The organism is Ruegeria sp. AD91A (genome assembly GCF_003443535.1).
In the GTDB taxonomy this organism is placed as follows: Bacteria; Pseudomonadota; Alphaproteobacteria; order Rhodobacterales; family Rhodobacteraceae; genus Ruegeria.
This window is the reverse complement of record NZ_CP031946.1, coordinates 2941218-2963281: the sequence shown is the minus strand read 5'-3', so window position 1 is coordinate 2963281 and position 22064 is coordinate 2941218. Positions and strand designations below refer to the sequence as shown.

21 protein-coding genes are annotated in these 22064 nt (G+C 55.8%); 9 read left to right on the top strand and 12 right to left on the bottom strand.

Annotated features, from left to right (window positions below):
• Window positions 1–14: 14 nt before the first annotated feature.
• Entirely contained in the window at window positions 15–782 is a 768-nt protein-coding gene (locus D1823_RS14845) for a hypothetical protein (RefSeq protein WP_117871295.1), read from the bottom strand.
• 141 nt (window positions 783–923) lie between these two features.
• Between D1823_RS14845 and D1823_RS14840 the strand changes: the two genes are divergently transcribed.
• From D1823_RS14840 to msrA, 4 genes are all read left to right on the top strand, one after another.
• A complete protein-coding gene (locus D1823_RS14840; protein WP_117871293.1) occupies window positions 924–2150 on the top strand; it encodes an argininosuccinate synthase in 1227 nt (408 codons plus the stop codon).
• Between the two features lie 32 nt (window positions 2151–2182).
• Complete coding sequence (locus D1823_RS14835; protein ID WP_117872921.1) at window positions 2183–2587, top strand: DUF1810 domain-containing protein; 405 nt, start codon at window positions 2183–2185, stop codon at window positions 2585–2587.
• Window positions 2588–2666: 79 nt separating this feature from the next.
• Window positions 2667–2948, top strand: coding sequence for an SCP2 sterol-binding domain-containing protein (locus D1823_RS14830; RefSeq protein ID WP_117871291.1), 282 nt, complete (start codon window positions 2667–2669; stop codon window positions 2946–2948).
• Between the two features lie 192 nt (window positions 2949–3140).
• Complete coding sequence (gene msrA / locus D1823_RS14825; RefSeq protein ID WP_117871289.1) at window positions 3141–3812, top strand: peptide-methionine (S)-S-oxide reductase MsrA; 672 nt, start codon at window positions 3141–3143, stop codon at window positions 3810–3812.
• Here the strand turns inward: msrA and D1823_RS14820 are convergent.
• Both D1823_RS14820 and D1823_RS14815 read right to left on the bottom strand, forming a co-directional pair.
• Entirely contained in the window at window positions 3809–4681 is an 873-nt protein-coding gene (locus D1823_RS14820; protein WP_117871287.1) for a ribokinase, read from the bottom strand. The two genes, msrA and D1823_RS14820, sit on opposite strands and share 4 nt — an antisense overlap.
• A 3-nt stretch (window positions 4682–4684) precedes the next feature.
• A complete protein-coding gene (locus tag D1823_RS14815) occupies window positions 4685–6940 on the bottom strand; it encodes an NADP-dependent malic enzyme (protein ID WP_117871285.1) in 2256 nt (751 codons plus the stop codon).
• A 162-nt stretch (window positions 6941–7102) separates the two neighbouring features.
• Here D1823_RS14815 and mutS point away from each other — a divergent pair, with 162 nt between their 5' ends.
• Entirely contained in the window at window positions 7103–9718 is a 2616-nt protein-coding gene (gene mutS / locus D1823_RS14810) for a DNA mismatch repair protein MutS (protein WP_117871283.1), read from the top strand.
• A 56-nt stretch (window positions 9719–9774) separates the two neighbouring features.
• Here mutS and D1823_RS14805 read toward each other — a convergent pair whose 3' ends face one another.
• Together D1823_RS14805 and hrcA are read right to left on the bottom strand one after the other, a co-directional pair.
• Entirely contained in the window at window positions 9775–10338 is a 564-nt protein-coding gene (locus D1823_RS14805; RefSeq protein WP_117871280.1) for a nucleotide exchange factor GrpE, read from the bottom strand.
• Between the two features lie 10 nt (window positions 10339–10348).
• Entirely contained in the window at window positions 10349–11413 is a 1065-nt protein-coding gene (gene hrcA / locus D1823_RS14800; RefSeq protein ID WP_117871278.1) for a heat-inducible transcriptional repressor HrcA, read from the bottom strand.
• A 112-nt stretch (window positions 11414–11525) separates the two neighbouring features.
• Between hrcA and rph the strand changes: the two genes are divergently transcribed.
• From rph to D1823_RS14780, 4 genes are read left to right on the top strand one after another with little or no spacing between them, the layout of a single operon-like run.
• On the top strand, window positions 11526–12239 hold the full coding sequence (gene rph, locus D1823_RS14795; RefSeq protein WP_117871276.1) for a ribonuclease PH: 714 nt from the start codon (window positions 11526–11528) through the stop codon (window positions 12237–12239).
• On the top strand, window positions 12236–12850 hold the full coding sequence (gene rdgB, locus D1823_RS14790) for an RdgB/HAM1 family non-canonical purine NTP pyrophosphatase (protein ID WP_117871274.1): 615 nt from the start codon (window positions 12236–12238) through the stop codon (window positions 12848–12850). The genes rph and rdgB overlap by 4 nt, the downstream gene beginning before the upstream one ends.
• Window positions 12840–13994: a radical SAM family heme chaperone HemW gene (gene hemW / locus D1823_RS14785; RefSeq protein ID WP_117871272.1), complete on the top strand. Its 1155-nt coding sequence runs from the start codon at window positions 12840–12842 to the stop codon at window positions 13992–13994. Before rdgB ends, hemW begins: the two co-directional genes overlap by 11 nt.
• Before the next feature lie 2 nt (window positions 13995–13996).
• The gene (locus tag D1823_RS14780; RefSeq protein WP_117871270.1) at window positions 13997–14350 is read left to right on the top strand and encodes a YbaN family protein; all 354 of its coding nucleotides are present in this window, start codon (window positions 13997–13999) and stop codon (window positions 14348–14350) included.
• Here the strand turns inward: D1823_RS14780 and D1823_RS14775 are convergent.
• The 7 genes from D1823_RS14775 to D1823_RS14745 form a co-directional block, all read right to left on the bottom strand.
• Entirely contained in the window at window positions 14340–15236 is an 897-nt protein-coding gene (locus tag D1823_RS14775; RefSeq protein WP_117871267.1) for a ParB/RepB/Spo0J family partition protein, read from the bottom strand. The two genes, D1823_RS14780 and D1823_RS14775, sit on opposite strands and share 11 nt — an antisense overlap.
• A gap of 20 nt (window positions 15237–15256) precedes the next feature.
• Window positions 15257–16060: a ParA family protein gene (locus D1823_RS14770; RefSeq protein ID WP_117872920.1), complete on the bottom strand. Its 804-nt coding sequence runs from the start codon at window positions 16058–16060 to the stop codon at window positions 15257–15259.
• On the bottom strand, window positions 16053–16670 hold the full coding sequence (gene rsmG, locus D1823_RS14765) for a 16S rRNA (guanine(527)-N(7))-methyltransferase RsmG (protein ID WP_371415313.1): 618 nt from the start codon (window positions 16668–16670) through the stop codon (window positions 16053–16055). Before rsmG ends, D1823_RS14770 begins: the two co-directional genes overlap by 8 nt.
• Window positions 16670–18538 carry a tRNA uridine-5-carboxymethylaminomethyl(34) synthesis enzyme MnmG gene (gene mnmG / locus D1823_RS14760; protein WP_117872919.1) on the bottom strand — a complete coding sequence of 623 codons (1869 nt, stop codon included), beginning with the start codon at window positions 18536–18538 and terminating at the stop codon, window positions 16670–16672. The genes rsmG and mnmG overlap by 1 nt, the downstream gene beginning before the upstream one ends.
• A gap of 12 nt (window positions 18539–18550) precedes the next feature.
• Window positions 18551–19837 carry a tRNA uridine-5-carboxymethylaminomethyl(34) synthesis GTPase MnmE gene (gene mnmE, locus D1823_RS14755; RefSeq protein ID WP_117871263.1) on the bottom strand — a complete coding sequence of 429 codons (1287 nt, stop codon included), beginning with the start codon at window positions 19835–19837 and terminating at the stop codon, window positions 18551–18553.
• A gap of 31 nt (window positions 19838–19868) precedes the next feature.
• A complete protein-coding gene (gene rho / locus D1823_RS14750; RefSeq protein WP_117871260.1) occupies window positions 19869–21140 on the bottom strand; it encodes a transcription termination factor Rho in 1272 nt (423 codons plus the stop codon).
• A gap of 122 nt (window positions 21141–21262) precedes the next feature.
• Window positions 21263–21712 (bottom strand): CopD family protein, encoded by a 450-nt coding sequence (locus D1823_RS14745; protein ID WP_117872918.1) that lies wholly within the window; start codon window positions 21710–21712, stop codon window positions 21263–21265.
• Window positions 21713–22064 lie beyond the last annotated feature (352 nt).

The window sequence follows — 22064 nt, the reverse complement described above, 5'->3', positions numbered from 1 at the left end:
ATATGTGTACGGGCTTACGACAGCTCGCGCTTTTCGATGAAGACACCGTACATTGTGGTAAAGATACTGATGTTGATCATCGGAAGGATGAGCGTGCCAAAGAACACGGTCAGCAAAACGCCCAAAACCGGAATTATTGCCAGGACAGTGAAAGCCAGCTGCACCAACACCTGGAACAGGAATGCAACGACGAGAAGCAACAAAATTGCACCGCTGACCCCCGCAGTTTTGGTCCATGCATCGCTGAGCGAGATGGGATCACCAATCGCCGCTGCCGGCAGGATAATTGACAGGCGATAGAAACATACGACCAGAAAAACGGTGTATGCAATCATCAGAATGATCGAAAGCCCCGCAAGGCTTTCGCCAAGTGCTGCAGCGAGCAGACCCATGGGGATATACGCGATCATCATCAAAATCCCCAACATCAGGAAGCGACCGAAATAGGCAAGGATCCTGTCGAAACGGAATGTCGGGAGTATTCCCGTGGGGTACTCTTCCATCAGGATGAAGCGGTGCCATGACACCGCGATCCAGAACATGGTGACGAACATTGCCGCCAGCAAAACGAACACTAAGACAAAGACTGATCCTGCGGTTACACCCGGTGGCAGATCGACTGCGTTTTCATCAAGCGCTTCAAGCGGAATACCAAGCGCCAAGAACACGCCCACGATAACGATAGTCCCAATCAGAGCAGGGCCAGCCGTGATCTGCAGGACCTGCTTCAGGTTCCCAAAAACCATCCGCACCGAATGCACAAATATTTGCCATCCCAACATATGAAACCGCCCTCTCAACCAATGCTTGTTATTCTCTGCCTCCGTTTCACCCCAATTCAGTCACTGCGTCAATCCTCACAACTTGCCCCCGCGCGTAAAACCCGCTAGGGGCCAATCGTTCTACGCATAAAGGGAAGTCAGATGTCCGCGCCCAAGAAAGTTGTTCTGGCCTATTCCGGTGGCCTTGATACCTCGATCATTCTGAAATGGCTGCAAACCGAGTATGGGTGTGAGGTCGTGACCTTCACCGCTGATCTGGGTCAGGGTGAGGAGTTGGAGCCCGCACGCCAGAAGGCCGAACTGCTGGGGATCAAGCCCGAGAACATCTATATCGAGGACATCCGTGAGGAGTTCGTTCGCGACTTCGTCTTCCCGATGTTCCGCGCCAATGCGCAGTACGAGGGGCTGTACCTGCTGGGCACCTCGATTGCGCGGCCGCTGATCTCGAAGCGTCTGGTTGAGATCGCCGAAGCGACGGGTGCCGATGCGGTCGCCCACGGTGCAACCGGCAAGGGCAATGACCAGGTACGGTTCGAACTGGCGGCCTATGCGCTGAACCCCGACATCAAGGTGATCGCACCATGGCGCGAATGGGATCTGACCAGCCGCACCAAGCTGCTGGAGTTTGCCGAACAGAACCAGATTCCGATCGCCAAGGACAAGCGTGGTGAGGCGCCCTTCTCGGTCGATGCCAACCTGCTGCACACCTCGTCCGAAGGAAAGGTTCTGGAAGACCCTGCGGATATGGCGCCTGATTATGTGTACCAGCGTACCGTCCACCCCGAAGATGCCCCGAACGAGCCGGAGTTCATCGAAATCGGCTTTGAAAAAGGCGACGCGGTCAGCATCAATGGCGAGGCGATGAGCCCGGCAACCCTGCTGACCAAGCTGAACGAATATGGCGGCAAGCACGGCATTGGCCGTCTGGACCTGGTCGAAGGCCGGTTCGTCGGGATGAAATCGCGCGGTATCTATGAAACACCCGGCGGCACCATCCTGTTGGAAGCACACCGTGGCATCGAATCCATCACCATGGACCGTGGCGCGATGCACCTGAAGGATCAGCTAATGCCGCAATATGCGGAACTGATCTATAACGGTTTCTGGTACTCGCCCGAGCGTGAAATGCTGCAAGCCGCCATCGACAAATCGCAGGAACATGTCACCGGCACCGTTCGCGTGAAACTGTATAAGGGTCTGGCCTCGACCGTGGGCCGCTGGTCGGATCACTCGCTGTATTCCGAGGCACATGTGACCTTCGAGGAAGACGCCGGAGCCTATGATCAGACCGACGCGGCAGGCTTTATCCAGTTGAATGCCCTGCGCCTGAAATTGCTGGCCGCACGTGACAAGCGTTTGTCCAAGTGATTGACGAAGACGACAACGACGACGAACTCGATATGTTCATCGAGGCGCAGGACACGGTTTGGGCCGATGTCCTGCGTGAACTGGAACAGGGGCAGAAAACCAGTCACTGGATGTGGTTCGTGTTTCCGCAACTGGCCGAGCTGGGCCAGTCCCATATGGCGCAGCTTTACGGCATCGAAGATCTGGATGAAGCGACACGCTATCTGAACCACCCTGAACTGCGACGCCGTCTGACACATGCGGCCTCGCTGTTACTGCAGCATCAGGGGCGCGACGCCAGCGATATTCTGGGCGGGGTTGATGCAAAAAAGCTTCGTTCTTCGATGACATTGTTTTCCTCGGTGGCGAATGCTCCGGCCGAGTTTCAGGCTGTTCTTGACGCTTTTTATGATGGCGCGCCCTGCGCTCGGACAGTTCAGAGCCTCAGCGCGTCGTGATGGGAAGTTCCAGTCGGGTCAGCCTTGCCTGTTCGATACCTGACGCTTTACGCATTCGGAAACTGCGAAAGGAACCCGGATGCTTCAGGACATCGCCGACGAAATTCAAAAAGGTCTGAACGGCAAAACCTTTGACGGCTCGTTGAAATTCGATTGTGGTGAGGACGGCGTTATTGTTCTGGCGGACAGCCAGGCATCGACTCAGGACCAGGAAACGGATTGCACGATCCGCATCTCGCAGGACAACCTGACCAAGCTTCTGACCGGAAAACTGAACCCGATGACAGGTGTCGCTTTAGGCAAGCTTAAAATCTCGGGCAATATGGGTGTTGCGATGAAACTGGGGCAGTTGCTGGGTTAAGCCGAAGGCAGGTTCATCGCGGACCTCCCCCTCGCCGGGACGCCCATATCCCACCGCCAAGACGGCCCGGTGTAAGGTATTCCACCGACGTCCGCCGCCGATAAACTCGTCTCACCAGCCCGTGACATCAGATGTCAGGCAATTGAATGTCATTCGGGTTCGGATCACCATGGAGCCGAAAGGAGACCCGACATGTCACGGACCGCTTATCTGGATGCCTTCAAAACAGCCATTCTGTTCACCCTGATCACACTTGCGATGATCCTGCGCGCCCTGCCTGCCCCCGCAGCAGGTGCCGAAACGCTGACGGTTGCTGGAGGATGTTTCTGGTGTGTCGAGTCCGATTTTGAATCTGTACCGGGTGTTGTCGGGGCCGTGTCGGGCTATACCGGCGGCAAATCCGCCAACCCCACCTATGATCAGGTCTCCAAAGGTGGCACCGGTCATTATGAAGCAGTGCAGATTACTTTTGACCCGGCCCGCGTCTCACGTGAAACACTGCTGAACATGTTCTTCCGCTCGGTTGATCCGACGGACGCCGGAGGTCAGTTCTGCGACCGGGGCGACAGCTATCGAACTGCGATTTTCGTCTCTAACAAAGGCGAAAAAGCGTTGGCTGAACAAGCCAAGAAAGAAGCACAACGAGCACTGGGTCAGAATGTTGTCACCCCGATTCTGAACGCAGGCTCGTTTTATCCAGCCGAGGCCTATCATCAGGATTACTACAACGGGAACAAGCTGATCTTCACCCGCTTTGGACCCAAGCGTCAGCACAGCGCCTATAAGGCATATCGCAAAGCCTGCGGCCGTGACGCGCGCGTCAAACAGCTCTGGGGTTCAGATGCGCCTTTTGCCGGGTCTTAATCGAAGGACGCGTCGCGCACTTCTCTCAGATCCGGAATGACATCGGCCGTGCCGTGCCGCGTGACCATCAGGGCAGCGGCGCGGTTCGCTTGCAGAATGGCCTGTTCCATTGGCATTCCGCGATCCATTCCAGCCAGTACGTAGCCAGTGAAGGTATCACCTGCCCCAGTGGTATCCACGGCCTGCACCTTGTGGGCCGCAAATTCCACCGGGTCATTGCCCTGCTGCAAATACCGAGCGCCTTTTGAACCCAGCGTGACAATGACATGCCGAACGGGAAGGTCAGCCGCACCCATCCCGGTCTCTTGCCGCAATTGTTCGGCCTCGACCTCGTTCAGGATCAGGAAATCCAGATAGGGCAGAACCGCCTGAACCGCCTGTGCCTGAAACGGCGCGGCGGCGTAACAAACGGTCAGTCCAAGTTTGCGCCCCAACTGCGCAGCTTCAACCTGTGCGTTGGTTTCATTCTGCAGGATCAGCAGATCACCGGTGTTTGCAGATGACAGAGCCTGCCCCAGATGACTGATATCCAAGGCGTGGTTGGCCCCCGGATAGAGGATGATCAGATTCTCACCCTCGGCATCCACCGCAATGATTGCGTGCCCCGTCGGCAGGTCCGCCTCCGAGATATAGCGTGTGTCAACGCCATATTCCGTCAGTCGATCCTTCGCCCAGCGCCCATCATGCCCGACGGCACCGATATGGCTGACGCGCGATCCGGCCCGCGCAGCCGCCACTGACATATTGGCACCTTTTCCGCCAAGGAACCGGTCCAGCCCGCGGGCGGCCAGAGTTTCCCCTGGCGCAGGCAGATGCGGCAGGTCGTATACCATATCCGCGTTGATCGAGCCAAGGTTCCAGATCGTCATGGTTTATCCGATGTCGCACGAGGCCAGAATGGCCATGTTCAGGATATCGTTCGCTGTCGAGACGGTCGAGCAAATCTGAATCGGCTTGTCGACACCCGCCAAGATCGGCCCGATTACTGTAGCGCCGCCCATTTCCTGCATGAGCTTGGTCGAGATCGACGCTGAGTGCCGCGCGGGAACGATCAGGATGTTCGCGGGGCCGGTCAGGCGTGAAAATGGATAAGCCGCCTGCTGATCCACGTTCAGCGCCACATCCACAGTCATCTCGCCTTCATACTCGAAGTCAACGCCACGCTGGTCCAGAACGGTCGGGGCACGATGCATTTTCTCGGCACGTTCCGAAATCGGGTAGCCAAAAGTCGAGAAACTGACAAAGGCAACCCGAGGTTCCAGACCCATGTGCCGGGCCACTGCGGCCGACCGCTCGGCAATGTTGGCCAGATCGTTTTCATCCGGCCATTCATGCACCAGTGTATCACCGATCAGGACAATCCGGCCTTTATGCAGAAGTGCTGTCACGCCGGCGGCGCCATGGGCGGCATCGGCATCAAATACATGATTGATACGATCGATTACATGGGCCGATTTTCGTGTTGCTCCGCTAACCAGCCCGTCTCCGTGTCCGTGGGCCAGCATCAGTGAAGAGAACACGTGGCGGTCCCGCGCGGCCAGACGGTGAATATCCTTGCGGTCAAAGCCTTTACGCTGCAAACGCTCATAGAGGAAATTCGAATAGGTCTCGAGGTGGGTGGTGTTTGCAGCATTCACAACCTCGATCTCCCGCACTGCATCGCCAAGACCGGTGGCTTCAAGTTTTTCTTTGACATCATCCGCCCGACCGACCACGAGCGCCTTACCAAAGCCGGAACGCTGGTACATGACGGCGGCGCGCAGCACGCGGGGATCATCGCCCTCGGCAAAAATCATGCGGCTTTGCGCCTGTCGCGCCCGGGCGTTCAGCCCGCGTAGAATGCTGGCGGTCGGGTCCATCCGGGACTTCAGGCTCAGCTCGTAAACCTCCATGTCGATGATCGGACGGCGGGCCGCACCGGTGTCCATCCCTGCCCTTGCTACCGCTGGTGGGATGCGGTGGATCAAGCGCGGATCAAACGGCGTAGGAATGATATAATCCCGTCCGAAGGTCAGCGACTTGCCATAAGCCATCGCGACCTCATCCGGCACATCCTCTCGCGCCAGATTGGCCAGTGCATGGGCACAGGCGATCTTCATCTCGTCATTGATGGCACGCGCGTGGATGTCCAGCGCGCCGCGGAACAAATAGGGAAAGCCCAAAACGTTGTTGACCTGGTTCGGATAGTCGCTGCGCCCGGTCGCCACGATGGCATCCACGCGGACCTCGTGCGCCTCTTCCGGGGTGATTTCCGGATCGGGGTTGGCCATTGCAAAGATCACCGGATTATCGGCCATGCTTGCGACCATCTCCTGCGTAACCGCGCCCTTGACCGAAACACCAAGAAAGACGTCCGCACCCTTCATAGCCTCTTCCAGAGTGCGCAGATCCGTGGTGATCGCATGGGCCGACTTCCACTGGTTCATACCCTCGGTCCGGCCTTGGTAGATCACACCCTTGGTATCACAGACGATACAGTTATCGTGCCGCGCGCCCATGGATTTGAGTAGTTCAATACAGGCAATCCCTGCCGCCCCGGCTCCGTTGAGAACGATCTTCACATCCTCGATCTTCTTGCCCGAGATATGCAACGCGTTGATCAGCCCCGCCGCGCAGATCACCGCCGTGCCGTGCTGGTCGTCGTGAAAGACGGGGATGTCCATCTCTTCCTTCAGGCGCTGCTCGATGATGAAACACTCGGGCGCCTTGATGTCTTCCAGGTTGATACCGCCGAAGGTCGGCCCCATCAGACGCACCGCGCGGCAGAACTCATCCGGGTCTTCGGTATCCAGCTCGATATCAATCGAGTTCACATCCGCAAACCTTTTGAACAGGACGGATTTCCCCTCCATCACCGGTTTCGAGCCCAGAGCGCCAAGATTCCCAAGCCCCAGAACCGCCGTCCCGTTCGAGACTACGGCCACCAGGTTGCCCTTGTTAGTATAGTCATAGGCGGTCTCTGGGTTCTCGGCGATTGCTTCACATGGAACGGCCACACCCGGGCTGTAGGCAAGCGAAAGATCGCGCTGCGTGGTCATCGGGACAGTGGCCTGCACCTCCCACTTGCCGGGGGTGGGGTCGAGGTGAAAGGCCAGCGCCTCTTCTTTGGTGATCTTCGCTTTGGGCATCGGAAATGTCGTTTCTTTACATCTGTTGGGCTTTTGCCTCATAGCGCAGGCTAAGGCGCGCCTCAACGACAATACGTTTTCACCTTTCGTCGCAGGGACCGGGTTTGTAAGGTCGCGCCCGGAATACGCCAGAAGGGGGCCGCTTTGTCCACAGTCACGCCGATGATGGCGCAATACCTCGAAATCAAAGAGGCTCATGCCGACGCTCTGCTGTTTTATCGCATGGGCGATTTCTATGAGATGTTTTTTGAGGACGCCGTCAACGCAGCCGAGGCGTTGGACATCGCCCTGACAAAACGCGGCAAACACAATGGCGAAGACATTCCGATGTGCGGTGTACCGGTGCATTCGGCAGAAGGATATTTGCTGACACTGATCCGAAAAGGCTTTCGCGTGGCTGTCTGCGAGCAGATGGAAAGCCCGGCTGAAGCCAAGAAAAGAGGCTCTAAATCAGTCGTAAAGCGTGATGTTGTACGCTTGGTGACGCCCGGAACACTGACCGAAGATGCCCTGCTTGAGGCCCGTCGCCACAACTTTCTGGCTGCCTATGCCGAAGTCCGGGATGAGGCCGCGCTGGCCTGGGCCGACATCTCGACCGGGGCGTTTCACGTGATGCCTTTGACACCGGTGCGCCTCAGCCCCGAACTCGCACGACTGGCACCGTCGGAACTGATCGTCGCCGATGGCGTGCAAGACAAACTGAATGAGCCGGTTCGTGACTTGGGTATTTCCATCACCCCTGTCGGGCGCGCCAGTTTTGACAGCACGGCGGCTGAAAAACGCATCTGCGGTTTATTTCACGTGGGTGCGCTGGATGCATTCGGAAGCTTTGGACGCGCCGAAGTGTCCGCGATGGGTGCGCTGATCGACTATCTGGAGATTACACAGAAGGGCAAACTGCCCCTGTTGCAAACGCCACTGAAGGAATCCGAAGACCGCGTTGTACAGATCGACGCTGCAACGCGCCGCAATCTGGAGCTGACCCGGTCCTTGTCTGGCGGACGTGCCGGTTCACTGCTTTCGGTAGTCGACCGAACCGTGACCCCGGGCGGTGCCCGTTTGCTTGAGCAACGTCTGTCCAGCCCCTCACGCAATCTGGAAATCATTCACGCCCGACTGGACGCGGTGAGCTTTGCGGCCGAAGATAGTCTTATCGCGTCAGACCTGCGTGAAGCTTTGCGGAAGACGCCAGATCTGGACCGCGCCCTGTCCCGCTTGTCGCTGGAGCGCGGCGGGCCTCGGGATCTTGCAGCCGTCCGAAACGGCCTGACTCAATCGGCAGCCATTGCCCAGATTTGCGCAGATCAGGATGTGCCGATTCTGCTATCAACCGCGCTTCAAAACCTTGTTGGCTTCGACGACCTGTTGAATTTACTGGATGAAGCCCTGGTCGCCGAACCACCGCTTCTTGCACGTGATGGTGGTTTCATCGCTCCGAGCTTTGACGCCGAACTGGACGAGGCCCGCACCCTGCGGGACGAGGGTCGGTCCGTTATCGCTGGATTCCAGAAAAAATATTCCGAGCATACCGGCATCACGTCGTTGAAGATCAAACACAACAACGTGCTGGGATATTTCATCGAGACGACAGCGACCCATGCCGAAAAGATGCTGAACCCGCCCTTCAGCGAGACCTATATCCACCGCCAGACCACCGCCAACCAAGTGCGGTTCACCACTGTTGAACTCAGCGAGATCGAAACCCGTATCCTGAATGCCGGGAATCTGGCTCTTGAGATCGAAAAACGGCTCTATCAAAGGCTATCTGACGAGATTTTGTCCCTCGCAGCACGACTGAATCAAGCTGCCCGCGGGTTGGCTGAACTGGACCTGACCACTGCCCTCGCCGATCTGGCGCGCGGGGAAAACTGGTGCAGACCACAGGTGGACGCGTCCCGCGCGTTCAACATACAGGGCGGTCGGCATCCGGTTGTCGAACACGCACTGCGCCAACAAAGCGGCGATGCCTTCGTCGCCAATGACTGCGATCTTAGTGCCGATGACGGTGCAGCCATCTGGTTGCTGACAGGCCCAAACATGGCCGGTAAATCGACTTTCCTGCGTCAGAGCGCGTTGATCGCCCTGCTGGCCCAAATGGGCAGCTTCGTCCCGGCCGAGCAGGCCCATATCGGTGTGGTCAGCCAGTTGTTCAGCCGCGTGGGAGCCTCTGACGATCTGGCGCGGGGCCGCTCGACTTTCATGGTCGAGATGGTGGAAACCGCCGCGATTCTAAACCAGGCCGACGAACGGGCGCTTGTGATCCTCGATGAAATCGGGCGTGGAACGGCAACCTATGACGGGCTCTCCATTGCCTGGGCGACTCTGGAGCATCTGCACGCAGCCAACAAATGTCGTGCCTTGTTTGCCACGCATTATCACGAGCTCACAGCGCTGGCCGGGACGCTGGAAGGTGTCGAGAATGCCACGGTCGCGGTGAAGGAATGGGAAGGCGAAGTGATCTTCCTGCACGAAGTCCACAAGGGTGCTGCCGACCGGTCATACGGCGTGCAGGTTGCGCAACTGGCCGGGCTCCCCGCATCCGTGGTGGAACGCGCCCGCATTGTGCTGAACCAACTGGAGAAAACAGAGCGCGAAGGTGGAAAGCAAAAGGCGCTGATCGACGATCTGCCACTGTTTTCTGCTGCACCACCACCACCGCCGCCCGCACCCAAGGCATCTGCGGTCAACGATATGCTGAACGACATCCTGCCGGACGAGCTTACGCCACGAGAGGCACTTGACCTGATCTACAAATTGAAAGAGGCGGCCAGATTCTGACCGCCCCTGCACCTTCAAAAGCTCTTGCGCCGAAGGCTTGGCTTTTTCGAAGCCGATCAGCTTGCAGGCATGGAAGAAACGCCCACCTGCGCCGGACGCAGCAGGCGATCGTGCAACATAAATCCTTCTGCGGACACCTGAATGATGTCTCCTGCCTTGGTTCCGGGAACCGGTGCCTCGAACATGGCCTCGTGCACGTTCGGATCAAACCGGTCGCCCACTTCGGGCGTGATCACTTCGATACCATGCTTGTGGAACACGTCCTTCAATGCACGCATGGTCAGTTCGACACCTTCCAGCAAACCAGCAGCGACTTCTTTCTGCTCATCCGTCGCGGCTTCAAGGGCGCGTTTCATGTTGTCGTATACGGGCAGCATATCGCGGGCCAGCTTGGACCCGCCATACTGTTCAGCATCGCGGCGTGCCTTGTCACTCCGCTTGCGCATGTTTTCGGCATCCGCCAATGCCCGCATGAACTTGTCTTTGTAGTCGTCCCGTTCGGCTCGCAGCGCGTCCAGCTCCAGTTCCTCTTCGCTGAAGTCCATCAGCTCTTCGGCCAGTTCTTCCGCCTCGGCGGTTGCGATATCGTCCAGAAAATCTTCGTTCTTGGGCTCTGCCATCTCTTACCCTCTAGCTCCGGTCGGATATCAGCTTGCCGACCAGTTGCGCCGTATAATCCACGATCGGTACGATCCGCCCATAATTCAGGCGTGTGGGCCCGATGACCCCGACCGCACCGATTATCTTTCGATCAGCGTTCATATAAGGAGACACCACCAAAGAGGAACCCGAAAGTGAGAAAAGTTTGTTCTCAGAGCCGATAAAAATGCGCACACCCTCACCGTCTTCAGTCAATTCAAGGAATTCGGCGATGTCTCGCTTGCGTTCCAGATCGTCAAACAGGGTGCGAATGCGGTCAAGTTCCTCGGCCTGACCGGGTTCGTTGAGAAGATTCGCGCGCCCGCGCACGATCAAACGCGCCGAGTCGCTTCCGTCTCCGTCCCAAACGGCCATCCCGCCTTCAACCATCTCACGCGCCAAAATGTCGATTTCCTGCTTACGCGCGTCGATCTGCGTCTGCATCTGCCGCCGCACTTCGCTGAGTGTCCGCCCCTCGATGAGCGCGTTCAGGAAGTTCGCGGCCTCACGCATTGAACTGGGTGTTTGCCCCGGTGGCGGTGTGAACAAACGGTTTTCCACATGACCGTCCGAGAAAACCAGAACCACCAAAGCCCGATCATGGCCCAGAGAAACAAACTCGATATGTTTGATTTCTGATTCATGCTTGGGCGTCAAAACCAGTGAGGCCCCTTGTGTCACGTGTGACAAGGCAGAACCGACACGGTCCAGCATTCCGCCAACATCACCCGTGTTAGAGCCTAGTGTCTGTTCCAGTTTCTGCCTGTCATCGGCGCCCAGGTCTCCGACTTCAAGCAATCCGTCCACAAACATTCGCAGACCTTGCTGCGTCGGGATTCGACCAGCGCTGACATGGGGGCTGTCCAAAAGGCCCAGAAACTCCAGATCCTGCATCACATTTCGGACAGTTGCGGCGCTGACTTTTTCGGACAACGTACGTGCCAAAGTACGACTGCCAACGGGCTCTCCGCTTTCCAGATAGCTCTCGACAATCAGCCGGAACACTTCACGTGACCGGTCGTTCATCTCGTCCAGAATCTTGCTCGCTTCGCTCATGCGTGTTCCCCTGCTCGCTTGTCATTAAATAGCAGGCAAATGAAAGGTCAATCGGGGTTGCATCGTAACGCTGCGGGGCGTTATCCCCAACCCAGCAAACAAAGGAATTCCGATGCGACCCTCTGGAAGAGATTTAAGCGAAATGCGCGCCGTTTCAATCGAGACGGGGTTCACAAAACATGCCGAAGGTTCCTGCCTGATCAAAATGGGCGACACACACGTTTTGTGCACGGCAACGATCGAAGATCGCGTGCCGCCGTTTATCAAGGGATCGGGCCTTGGGTGGGTCACAGCCGAATACGGAATGCTGCCCCGCGCCACCAATACACGAATGCGGCGCGAGGCGGCTTCGGGCAAACAGGGGGGCCGTACGGTCGAAATCCAGCGCCTGATCGGCCGCGCCCTGCGCGCCGGTGTCGACCGGGTTGCTCTGGGAGAGCGTCAGATCACCGTAGACTGCGACGTGATCCAGGCTGATGGTGGCACCCGCTGCGCCTCGATCACTGGCGGCTGGGTCGCGCTGCGGCTGGCTGTGAACAAGCTGATGAAAACCGGCGATGTGATCTCGGACCCGCTGGTTGATCCAGTCGCTGCCGTGTCTTGCGGCATCTATGCGGGTCAGCCGGTACTGGACCTTGATTACCCCGAAGACAGCGAAGCGGGCGTAGATGGTAACTTCATCATGACCGGATCCGGCAAACTGATCGAAGTACAGATGTCCGCTGAAGGCTCTGTTTTCAGCCGTGCGCAAATGGATCAACTGATGGATCTGGCGGAAAAAGGCGTCTCTGAACTGGCTGCCGCGCAGAAAGCCGCCACCGCATGACCCGCAAATTCGACGGGGACAGGTTACTGGTCGCCACCCATAACAAGGGTAAGCTCGAGGAGATGGCGCATCTTCTTGAGCCCTTCGGCGTGACAGTTGTTGGTGCCGGCGAACTGAACCTGCCGGAACCCGAAGAGACCGAGGACACCTTTGTCGGTAATGCGCGGATCAAGGCCCATGCGGCCGCCAAAGCCACCGGCCTGCCTGCTCTGTCGGACGATTCCGGGATCACTATCGATGCGCTGAACGGCGCACCTGGTGTTTACACCGCCGATTGGGCCGAAACCGACAATGGCCGTGATTTTCTGATGGCCATGACCCGCGCCCATGATGAGCTCGAAGCGAAAAACGCACCTCACCCCCGCACCGCTCAATTCCGCAGTACACTGGTTCTGGCCTGGCCCGACGGGCACGACGAAGTGTTCGAAGGCGTTGCACCCGGTCATCTGGTCTGGCCGATCCGCGGCGAAGGTGGGTTTGGCTATGACCCAATGTTTGTCCCCGACGGGTACGACATTACCTTTGCTGAAATGGATCGCTGGGAAAAGAACAAGATCAGCCATCGCGGCCGCGCGGTGGCGATGTTCGTGAAAGGCTGCTTTGGCGGATGATTGGCGCAACGGGGGCTTTGGCCTGTATGTGCACTGGCCCTTTTGCGAGGCCAAGTGCCCCTATTGCGATTTCAACAGCCATGTTTCCAGAAATATTGATCAAAAACAATGGGTTGATGCCTATCTGAGCGAACTTCGCCGTTCCGCCTCTGAAACGCCGGATCGGGTGCTGAACACGATCTTTTTTGGTGGCGGCACGCCTTCTCTGATGGACCCGGAAACCGTTGCAGCTGTGATCGATGGGGCGCGTGCGCTCTGGCACCCGGCCAATGACATGGAAATCACGCTCGAAGCCAATCCCGGCTCGGTTGAAGCCGGTCGGTTTTCGGCTTACCGCGATGCTGGGGTTAATCGGATATCGATGGGCATTCAGGCCCTGAATGATGAAGATCTGAGGCGGCTGGGGCGGATCCATACGGTGGCCGAGGCCCGGGCCGCCTTTGATACAGCCCGAAATTGCTTTGAGCGTGTCAGCTTTGACCTGATCTATGCGCGCCAACACCAAACGCTGGAAGCCTGGCGTACAGAACTGACCGAAGCGCTGTCGATGGCTATAGACCACCTGTCACTATATCAATTGACGATCGAAGACGGGACGGCCTTTGGGGATCGGTATGCGGTGGGTAGATTACGCGGCCTGCCAGAAGATGACAGTGCCGCTGATATGTATCTGGCGACACAGGAAATATGCGAGGCACATGGCTTGCCGGCCTACGAAGTTTCCAACCACGCCCGCCCCGGCGCGGAATCGCAGCACAACCTTATTTACTGGCGGTATGGCGACTATGTCGGCATTGGGCCCGGCGCCCATGGGAGGATTACCCTGAATGGTCAGAAATACGCGACCGAAACCTATCTGAACCCCCAGCGCTGGCTTGATACCGCCAAAAAAGGTAACGGAGAAAAGGACCGCAGCGTATTGTCACTTGAAGATCAGGCGAATGAACACCTTATGATGGGTATGCGGGTTACTGAAGGCCTAGATATAGACAGGTGGCAAGCCCTTTCTGGTCGCTCTCTTCCCTCCGAAATCATGGATCATTTGACTGACATCAACATGGTTCAGCGCAGGAACGGACGCCTGATAGCCACATCAGACGGGCGCGCCGTATTGAACGCAGTCATCCGGGAGCTGTTGGACTGAGTATGCAGTATCTTTGGGCCGGACTGGGATTGCTTTGCGTTGCGATGGCGGTTGTTGGGGTTGTTCTACCCCTTCTTCCAACAGTGCCATTTCTTCTGCTTGCCGCGTTTTTCTTCGCCCGCTCATCCTCGCGGCTGCACAATTGGCTTGTGAGTCATCAGCTTTTTGGGCCATTGATTCTTGATTGGCAAAGTTCCGGTGCCATTCGACCGGTCGCAAAAAGGGCGGCAACCGTCTCGATCGCCGCCGTTTTCGGAATCTCTGTTATGCTGTCCGCACCGCCTTTTGTGTTGATCATTCAGGCCGTTGTGCTGGGCGGCGTCATGATCTTTATCTGGTCACGGCCTAACGGCTGAGCTTAGCGCACAAATCGTCCAGCTGATCCAGGTTCTCGTAGGTCAGAACGACTTGTCCTGTTTCCGTTCCGGCCTTGTGATTGATCGACACTTTCATCGCCAGGATCGCGGACAGGTCCTTTTCCAACGCACGTGTGTCTGCATCCTTTCCAGCATCCAGATTTCGGGCGCGAGGTGCAGATCGTTCAACGCCGCCTTGCTGCTGTTTTTTGACCAAAGCCTCGGTTGCGCGCACCGATAAGCCATCCTTGACGATCTGTTTCGCGAGTTCCGACGGATTTTCGGCCGTAATCAGCGCCCTGGCGTGCCCCGCAGATAATTTTCCTTCAATAACAAGGGCTTGCAAATCCATCGGCAAGGACAGAAGCCGCAAAAGGTTCGCAATGTGGCTGCGGCTCTTGCCCAGGGCCTCAGCGAGCTTTTCCTGCGTGTGCCCAAATCGATCCATCAACTGCTTATAGCCAGCGGCCTCTTCCACCGCGTTCAGATCTGCACGTTGAATGTTTTCGATAATCGCTACTTCCAACACTTCCGTGTCATCGAATTCACGCACAATGACCGGAACATCGTGCAGCTGCGCCATCTGCGCCGCGCGCCAACGACGTTCGCCTGCGACAATCTCATATTCTCCTGAACCTGTCGCTCGAACGATCAGGGGCTGAATGATGCCTTTTTCCTTTACCGATGCCGCCAGCTCGTCTAGCTGCTCAGGAATGAATGTGCGGCGCGGCTGGTTTGGGTTGGCTTTCAGCTTTTCAATCGGGACTTTCAGATCAGGCCTGCGCGCATCCACTGAGGCCCGACCTTCTGCTTCAGGATTTACATCTGCCATAAGGGCAGACAGGCCCCGCCCCAACCCTCTGGATTTTGCTTTCTTGGCGCTCATGTCGCCCTCCTCATTCCCGCTCAGGCTGCGGTTTTGTTGTTCTTGTGCATGATCTCGCGAGCAAGATGTCGATACGCCATTGCTCCAAGCGATCCCGAGTCATATTGCAAGACCGGCAACGCATATGACGGCGCTTCGCTGACCCGCACATTTCTGGGTATCTTGGTTTTAAAAACCATCTCACCCAGATTGTCACGTGCGTCCTTTTCGACCTGGCGGGACAAGTTGTTGCGGTTATCATACATGGTCAACACAACACCTTCGATTCTCAGATCTGGATTCGCCGTTTGGCGAACCTCTCGAATCGTCAGCATCAATTGCGACAGTCCTTCAAGGGCAAAGAACTCACTCTGCAACGGCACAAGTACCGAGTGTGCAGCAACCATTGCATTTACAGTCAGCAAGTTTAGGGACGGTGGGCAATCGATTAGAACAAAATCAAACTCAAATGCATCTATGGCTGTCTGCCGCAGCGCATCATGTAAAAGGTAACTGCGTTTTTCGTTTGAGATCAGTTCAATATCGGCGGAACTCAAATCGACGGTGGCCGGGACTACGAAAAGGCCTTCAATTTCAGTCTCCTGAACCACTGCCTCTAGTGGCGCCTCGTCGAGGATCAGGTCATAAGTTGTCCAGTCCCGATCTTCAACACCCAAACCAGTTGAAGCGTTCCCTTGTGGATCGAGATCAATCACCAGAACTCTGCAACCGGCCTCGGCCAATCCAGCAGCAAGATTGATAGCTGTGGTTGTTTTCCCGACCCCACCCTTCTGATTGGCAACAGCAACTATCCGAGGCCCTGAAGGTCGAGATAAATCACCCACGTGATACTCCATATATCTTAAGGATAACGGCTTGAGGTTCAGTTAAACTTGTAATCGCCTCTGCCTCGAATTTCCATTCCTCACGTGCGTCTTCCATCTCTTTTTTCCAATTTGCGCCTTTGGGCAACAATGCTGTCCCGTTGGTGTGTAAATGTCTGTCACAAAAGGATAATAATGTACGCAAGTCAGCCAATGCACGCGCTGAAATGATGTTTACCGCCAAAGGATCAACCATCTCAATCCTTTTTGAAGTCACTGCGCATCTTATTCCGCATTCCCGGGCAACGTTGCGCAAGAAAGCTGATTTTCGCTGATCACTTTCTATCATATTAAATGAGGCGCTTGGATTTTCTTCCGCGGCGAGGATAGCACAAACCATACCCGGGAACCCGCCTCCACTTCCCAGATCCGCCCAGGTGTCAAAACTGTCAGCGCACCGATAGACTTGCACGGAATCCAGAATATGCCGGTCCCAGATATGCTCCAGGCTGTTCCGCGACACGAGGTTGATCCTTGGGTTCCAATGTTTCACCAGTTCAACATAAGTCGTGAGGCGTTCGAATGTTTCACGTGAAACATTCAGGTCTTCAAACTTCGAATAGTCAACCATCATGCTTGGCGAGCTCTTTGATCCCGGCGCAGTTTTGCCAGAACGAGCGTCAGCGCTGCCGGCGTGACCCCCTCGACACGGCTTGCCTGAGCGATATTTGCAGGCTTTGCTTGCGACAGCTTCTGTTTCATCTCCGAAGACAGGCCGTCCAAAGCAAAATAGTCGAACTCATGCGGGATGACATAGGATTCATCCCGCTTCATTGCTTCAACGTCCCGCTTTTGCCTGGCAATGTAGTTGGCATACAAGGCGTCCCGCTCGATCTGGAGCCTGATTTTTAAGTCAACATCCTGCAAATCAGGAACAAGAGGCAGCAAATCTTCAAACGAGGTGTCGGGGAATGCGAGAATTGCCATCCCATTCCTACGGTTTCCATCCTGATTAACGTTTATACCGGCGGCGAGAACTTCCTTGGGTGTATAAGTCCGTTCCGTCAGCTTTGACTTCACGCTTTCAAGTTGGTGCATTTTATCTTCGAACTGAACTTTGCGCTCTTGTCCGACGCACCCCAATTCCAAACCAAGCGGTGTCAGCCGTTGATCAGCATTGTCGGCGCGCAGAGATAGCCGGAATTCCGCACGCGACGTGAACATGCGGTAGGGTTCGGCAACTCCTCGAGTTGTCAAATCATCGATCATTACGCCAATATAACTGTCGGATCGCGTAAAATGGATGGGTTCTCGCCCTTGGGTCTCCAACGCCGCATTGAGGCCGGCCACCATGCCCTGAGCTGCGGCTTCCTCATATCCTGTGGTCCCATTTATCTGGCCCGCTAGATATAGTCCGGGAACAGTTGGCAAGGATAAAGAAGCGCTCAGGACGCGCGGATCAACATAGTCGTATTCGATTGCATATCCTGGTTGCAGAATATCTGCATTCTCCAATCCCTTAATCGATCGCACATAGTCCAGTTGAACGTCTTGCGGCAATGACGTCGAGATACCGTTCGGATAGATCGTGTGATCATTGACCCCTTCGGGCTCAAGGAAGATTTGATGCGATTCCTTATCCGCGAATCGTACGATCTTGTCTTCAATCGATGGACAATAGCGCGGGCCTACTCCATCAATGCGACCGCCATACATCGCGGATTTCGAAAGATTCGCAGCGATGATCTCATGTGTTCGCGCATTTGTGTGTGTAATTCCGCAGGAAATCTGGGGCGCGACAACGGATTGAGACATAAAAGAAAACAGGGTTGGCTCATCGTCGCCGTCCTGCCTTTCAAGATCCGACCAATCAATGCTCCGACCATCCAGGCGCGGCGGTGTCCCGGTTTTCAATCGTCCCATGGGAAGATTGTATCTTTCCAACCGTTCAGCCAGTTTGACGGAAGGTCGATCCCCCATTCTCCCACCGGGACGAGACACGTCACCTATGTGAATGACACCCCTTAGAAATGTACCGGAGGTCAGGATAACGGCGCGCGCAGAAAGTTCTGATCCATCAGAAAGAGCAACACCTGCAACCTTCTCACCGATCATTAGAAAATCGACAACCTCTCCGACAACAACGGACAGGTTATCCTGTTTCTCTGTTTCCTGTTGCATAGCAAGCCGATACAGGGCGCGATCTTCCTGCGTTCTCGGCCCCTGTACGGCGGGCCCTTTTCGACGGTTCAACAAACGAAACTGTATGCCCGCCTGATCCGCCACACGACCCATGACGCCATCCAAGGCGTCAATCTCACGCACAAGATGGCCCTTTCCCAAACCTCCAATCGCCGGATTGCAGGACATAACGCCGATGTCTGTTGCAGACAACGTCACCAGTGCAGTTGTTGCGCCCATCCTTGCTGATGCATGAGCGGCCTCAGTTCCGGCATGGCCTGCGCCAATGATGATGACATCAAACTTCGAATGTTTCACGTGAAACACTCCTTACTTTCCCAAACAGAAGCTGGAGAAGATTTCATCCAACAAAGTTTCGACATCTATTCTGCCCACCAGAGATTCAAGGGCACGAATTGCAGTTCTCAACTCCTCTGCAGCGATATCATACATGTCCGGACCTGATTCCAGAACCGAGATTGCAGATATGAGTGAGTCCAATGCACTTTTGATTGCAACGCGATGGCGTTCCCGTGTTGCAATACCATGGCTAGTAGTTCTCTTACTCAGTACACACGAAATCTGGTTTACAAGTGCGTCTATTCCCTGGCCTGTTTTCCCAGATACACCCTGCCCGTCTATACCCCGAAGGTCCGCTTTGGGCAGAACATGAATATCACCATCTTGCATCTCCACACCCAAGATTTCCGGTGTTTCAGACAAGAAAACGCGAAGGTCAGCGGCCTCCGCTCTGCTACGCGCAAGCTCGATGCCCAGGTTTTCGACATGATCTTCAGTCTGTCGCAGCCCCGCCGTATCCAGCAAGGTCACTGGTAAACCAGCCAGATCCATTCGAACTTCGATCACATCGCGCGTGGTTCCGGCGTATTCCGAAGTAATAGCCGCCTCACGGCCTGCCAATGCATTTAAAAGAGTGGATTTTCCCGCATTTGGAAGGCCGACGATCGCAACCTCGAACCCTGTACGTATTCGCTCGGCAATTTTGACGCCGTCTGCCTCACGGTGAAGATCTGACAAGACACCTTGGATCAGGGCGCGCACTTCCGGCGTCACATCAGTAGGAACTTCTTCATCAGCAAAATCGATGACAGCTTCCAACAGGGACGCAGCCCGTATCAAATCCCTGCGCCACCGTTCTGCCAAGGTGCCCAGCTCGCCCGCCAAAATGGTCTGAGCTTGCTTACGTTGTGCTTCCGTTTCTGCATCGATTAGATCGGCCAGACCTTCAACCTGAGTCAGGTCCATCTTGCCATTTTCCAGTGCCCGGCGTGTAAACTCACCCGGTTCAGCGATGCGCAACCCTTCCGTATCAGACAGGCAGCGCAGCACTGCGTTGACAGAGGCTGTGCTTCCATGAATCTGAAGCTCAGCCACTTCCTCACCGGTAAAGCTAGCCGGGGCCTGGAACGTCAAGACCAATCCGTCGTCCAAACGTGCTCCGCCATGATCCATCAGAGTGCGCAGGACCATGCCACGCCTTGGCAACGCACCACCAGTCAGGCGCGCCGCTGCTGAATGCGAATCTGGACCTGAGAGGCGGATGACCGCCACCCCAGCTTTGCCCTGCGCGCTGGCCAAGGCGAATATCGTATCCATTCGAAGGCCTCGCTAGAGTTTAAGACCTGTGTCAGGTGTTCATCGAATCGAAGAACTCACTGTTGGTCTTGGTCTGCTTCAACTTGGACAACAGGAACTCGATCGCGTCAGTCGTGCCCATCGGGTTGAGGATACGGCGCAGAACGAAGGTCTTGGCCAGATCGCCTTTGTCGACCAGCAGTTCCTCTTTCCGCGTGCCGGATTTGAGGATGTCGATCGCCGGGAACACGCGTTTGTCCGCAATCTTGCGATCAAGAACGATTTCCGAGTTACCTGTACCTTTGAATTCTTCGAAGATGACCTCGTCCATCCGACTGCCGGTGTCGATCAGCGCGGTGGCGATGATGGTCAGTGAGCCACCTTCTTCGATATTCCGCGCAGCACCAAAGAACCGCTTGGGCCGTTGCAGAGCATTCGCATCCACACCACCGGTCAGAACTTTACCCGAGGATGGCACCACGGTGTTAAACGCCCTACCAAGTCTTGTGATCGAATCGAGAAGAATGACAACATCTCGTTTATGCTCAACCAAACGCTTGGCTTTTTCGATGACCATTTCCGACACGGCCACGTGGCGGGTCGCGGGTTCATCAAAGGTCGAAGACACAACCTCACCCTTCACCGAACGCTGCATGTCCGTCACCTCTTCCGGGCGTTCGTCGATCAGCAGGACGATCAGATAGCACTCTGGGTGGTTCTGTTCGATCGAATGCGCGATGTTCTGCAGGATCACCGTTTTACCGGTCCTCGGCGGTGCCACGATCAGAGAACGCTGGCCTTTACCGATCGGCGAGACCAGATCAATAACACGGGCCGATTTATCCTTGATGGTGGGATCCTCGATCTCCATCTTCAAACGCTCGTCCGGATACAGCGGCGTCAGGTTGTCAAAAGCAATCTTGTGCTTGGCTTTTTCCGGTTCTTCAAAATTGATCTTGGTAACTTTGGTCAGCGCAAAGTAACGTTCGTTCTCATCAGGTGCCTTGATATCACCTTCAACCGTATCTCCGGTCCGCAGCGAGTGCAGGCGGATCATTTCAGGCGAAACATAGATGTCATCCGGACCCGGCAGATAGTTCGCCTCGGGCGAGCGCAGGAAACCGAAGCCGTCCTGAAGAACCTCAAGCACGCCATCGCCACCAACGGTCCAGCCCTCATCCGCGCGTTCGCGCAGGATCTGGAACATCATCTCGCCTTTTCGCATGGTCGAGGCGTTTTCGATTTCCAGTTCTTCGGCCATCGCCAGAAGATCTTTTGGGCTTTTGGCCTTGAGATCGGCCAGATTCAGAGATTCAGTTGTCATTATACAAACCTTCGCCGCTGAGACTGCGGCACGAAGTGGAATTTCAGAACGGAAGATACGCCGCCCGGACGGGCGTGTTGATCCCTACATAAGCTCAGCGCTGCGCGGAGTCAAACAGGCCCTCAGAACTTCAGAACGACCGCCAGAACGATGGCAACCATCAAAACGGTCGGGACCTCGTTCATCATGCGAAACTGCCGCCCAGTGAGCTTGTTTCGCCCTTCCAGGAAATCCTTGCGTCGCGCCATCAACCAGTGATGAAACCATGTCATGCCGATCACGGCAGCGCCCTTGACCCAGGGCCAGGACCAATCCCATCCCACGATGCCCGGCGTAAACACCATGAACAAGCCACAGACCCACGCAACGATCATCGCCGGGCTCATGATCACACGCAGCAGCTTTTCTTCCATTTCAAAGAAAATTTCCTGTGCGCCATCGACGGCCTGAGCTTTCTCAACGTGATAGACAAACAATCTGGGCAGATAGAACAGGCCTGCCATCCACGAGATCACGGCCATGATATGGAGTGACTTCACCCACGGATACAGCGTGAAAAGAAGATCGGTCATATTGGCTCCAGGCATTGCTCGGAACCCTCCCTAATAAAAAAATATGAAAAGAAAAAGGATGATGGTTTTGTAGAGTGAGCAAAATCCGTGGATTACTTTTTTACACATGTGTTTTCCCCAAGTGGACAGAACACGGCATTTTTCGGTCGATTCTGTTGATTTATGTTTTTATGGATTAAAATCAACATGTTAATAACGGCGCTCCTTATTCCACTTGGGGATAACTGGTAGGAGAATTTGGGATATCGAGGTTTTCCAGAGAAACTGACTTATCCTTGTCCGGACTGGATGGGATTTGAGCGACTCGGGGATCTCTGTCGCGAAATCCCCGGGGTTGCGTGTCAACCGGAAA

Bases quoted from the DNA above. Each gene is read 5' to 3' on its own strand.
- hrcA (WP_117871278.1), bottom strand. From the start codon at position 11,413: ATGAGCGAAGCGAGCAAGATTCTGGACGAGATGAACGACCGGTCACGT.
- D1823_RS14805 (WP_117871280.1), bottom strand. From the start codon at position 10,338: ATGGCAGAGCCCAAGAACGAAGATTTTCTGGACGATATCGCAACCGCC.
- rdgB (WP_117871274.1), top strand. From the start codon at position 12,236: ATGACCCGCAAATTCGACGGGGACAGGTTACTGGTCGCCACCCATAAC.
- mnmE (WP_117871263.1), bottom strand. From the start codon at position 19,837: ATGGATACGATATTCGCCTTGGCCAGCGCGCAGGGCAAAGCTGGGGTG.
- D1823_RS14745 (WP_117872918.1), bottom strand. From the start codon at position 21,712: ATGACCGATCTTCTTTTCACGCTGTATCCGTGGGTGAAGTCACTCCAT.
- D1823_RS14845 (WP_117871295.1), bottom strand. From the start codon at position 782: ATGTTGGGATGGCAAATATTTGTGCATTCGGTGCGGATGGTTTTTGGG.
- rsmG (WP_371415313.1), bottom strand. From the start codon at position 16,670: ATGGTTGACTATTCGAAGTTTGAAGACCTGAATGTTTCACGTGAAACA.
- D1823_RS14840 (WP_117871293.1), top strand. From the start codon at position 924: ATGTCCGCGCCCAAGAAAGTTGTTCTGGCCTATTCCGGTGGCCTTGAT.
- rph (WP_117871276.1), top strand. From the start codon at position 11,526: ATGCGACCCTCTGGAAGAGATTTAAGCGAAATGCGCGCCGTTTCAATC.
- D1823_RS14775 (WP_117871267.1), bottom strand. From the start codon at position 15,236: ATGAGCGCCAAGAAAGCAAAATCCAGAGGGTTGGGGCGGGGCCTGTCT.
- msrA (WP_117871289.1), top strand. From the start codon at position 3,141: ATGTCACGGACCGCTTATCTGGATGCCTTCAAAACAGCCATTCTGTTC.
- D1823_RS14780 (WP_117871270.1), top strand. From the start codon at position 13,997: ATGCAGTATCTTTGGGCCGGACTGGGATTGCTTTGCGTTGCGATGGCG.
- D1823_RS14830 (WP_117871291.1), top strand. From the start codon at position 2,667: ATGCTTCAGGACATCGCCGACGAAATTCAAAAAGGTCTGAACGGCAAA.
- D1823_RS14820 (WP_117871287.1), bottom strand. From the start codon at position 4,681: ATGACGATCTGGAACCTTGGCTCGATCAACGCGGATATGGTATACGAC.
- D1823_RS14815 (WP_117871285.1), bottom strand. From the start codon at position 6,940: ATGCCCAAAGCGAAGATCACCAAAGAAGAGGCGCTGGCCTTTCACCTC.
- mutS (WP_117871283.1), top strand. From the start codon at position 7,103: ATGATGGCGCAATACCTCGAAATCAAAGAGGCTCATGCCGACGCTCTG.
- D1823_RS14835 (WP_117872921.1), top strand. From the start codon at position 2,183: ATGTTCATCGAGGCGCAGGACACGGTTTGGGCCGATGTCCTGCGTGAA.
- rho (WP_117871260.1), bottom strand. From the start codon at position 21,140: ATGACAACTGAATCTCTGAATCTGGCCGATCTCAAGGCCAAAAGCCCA.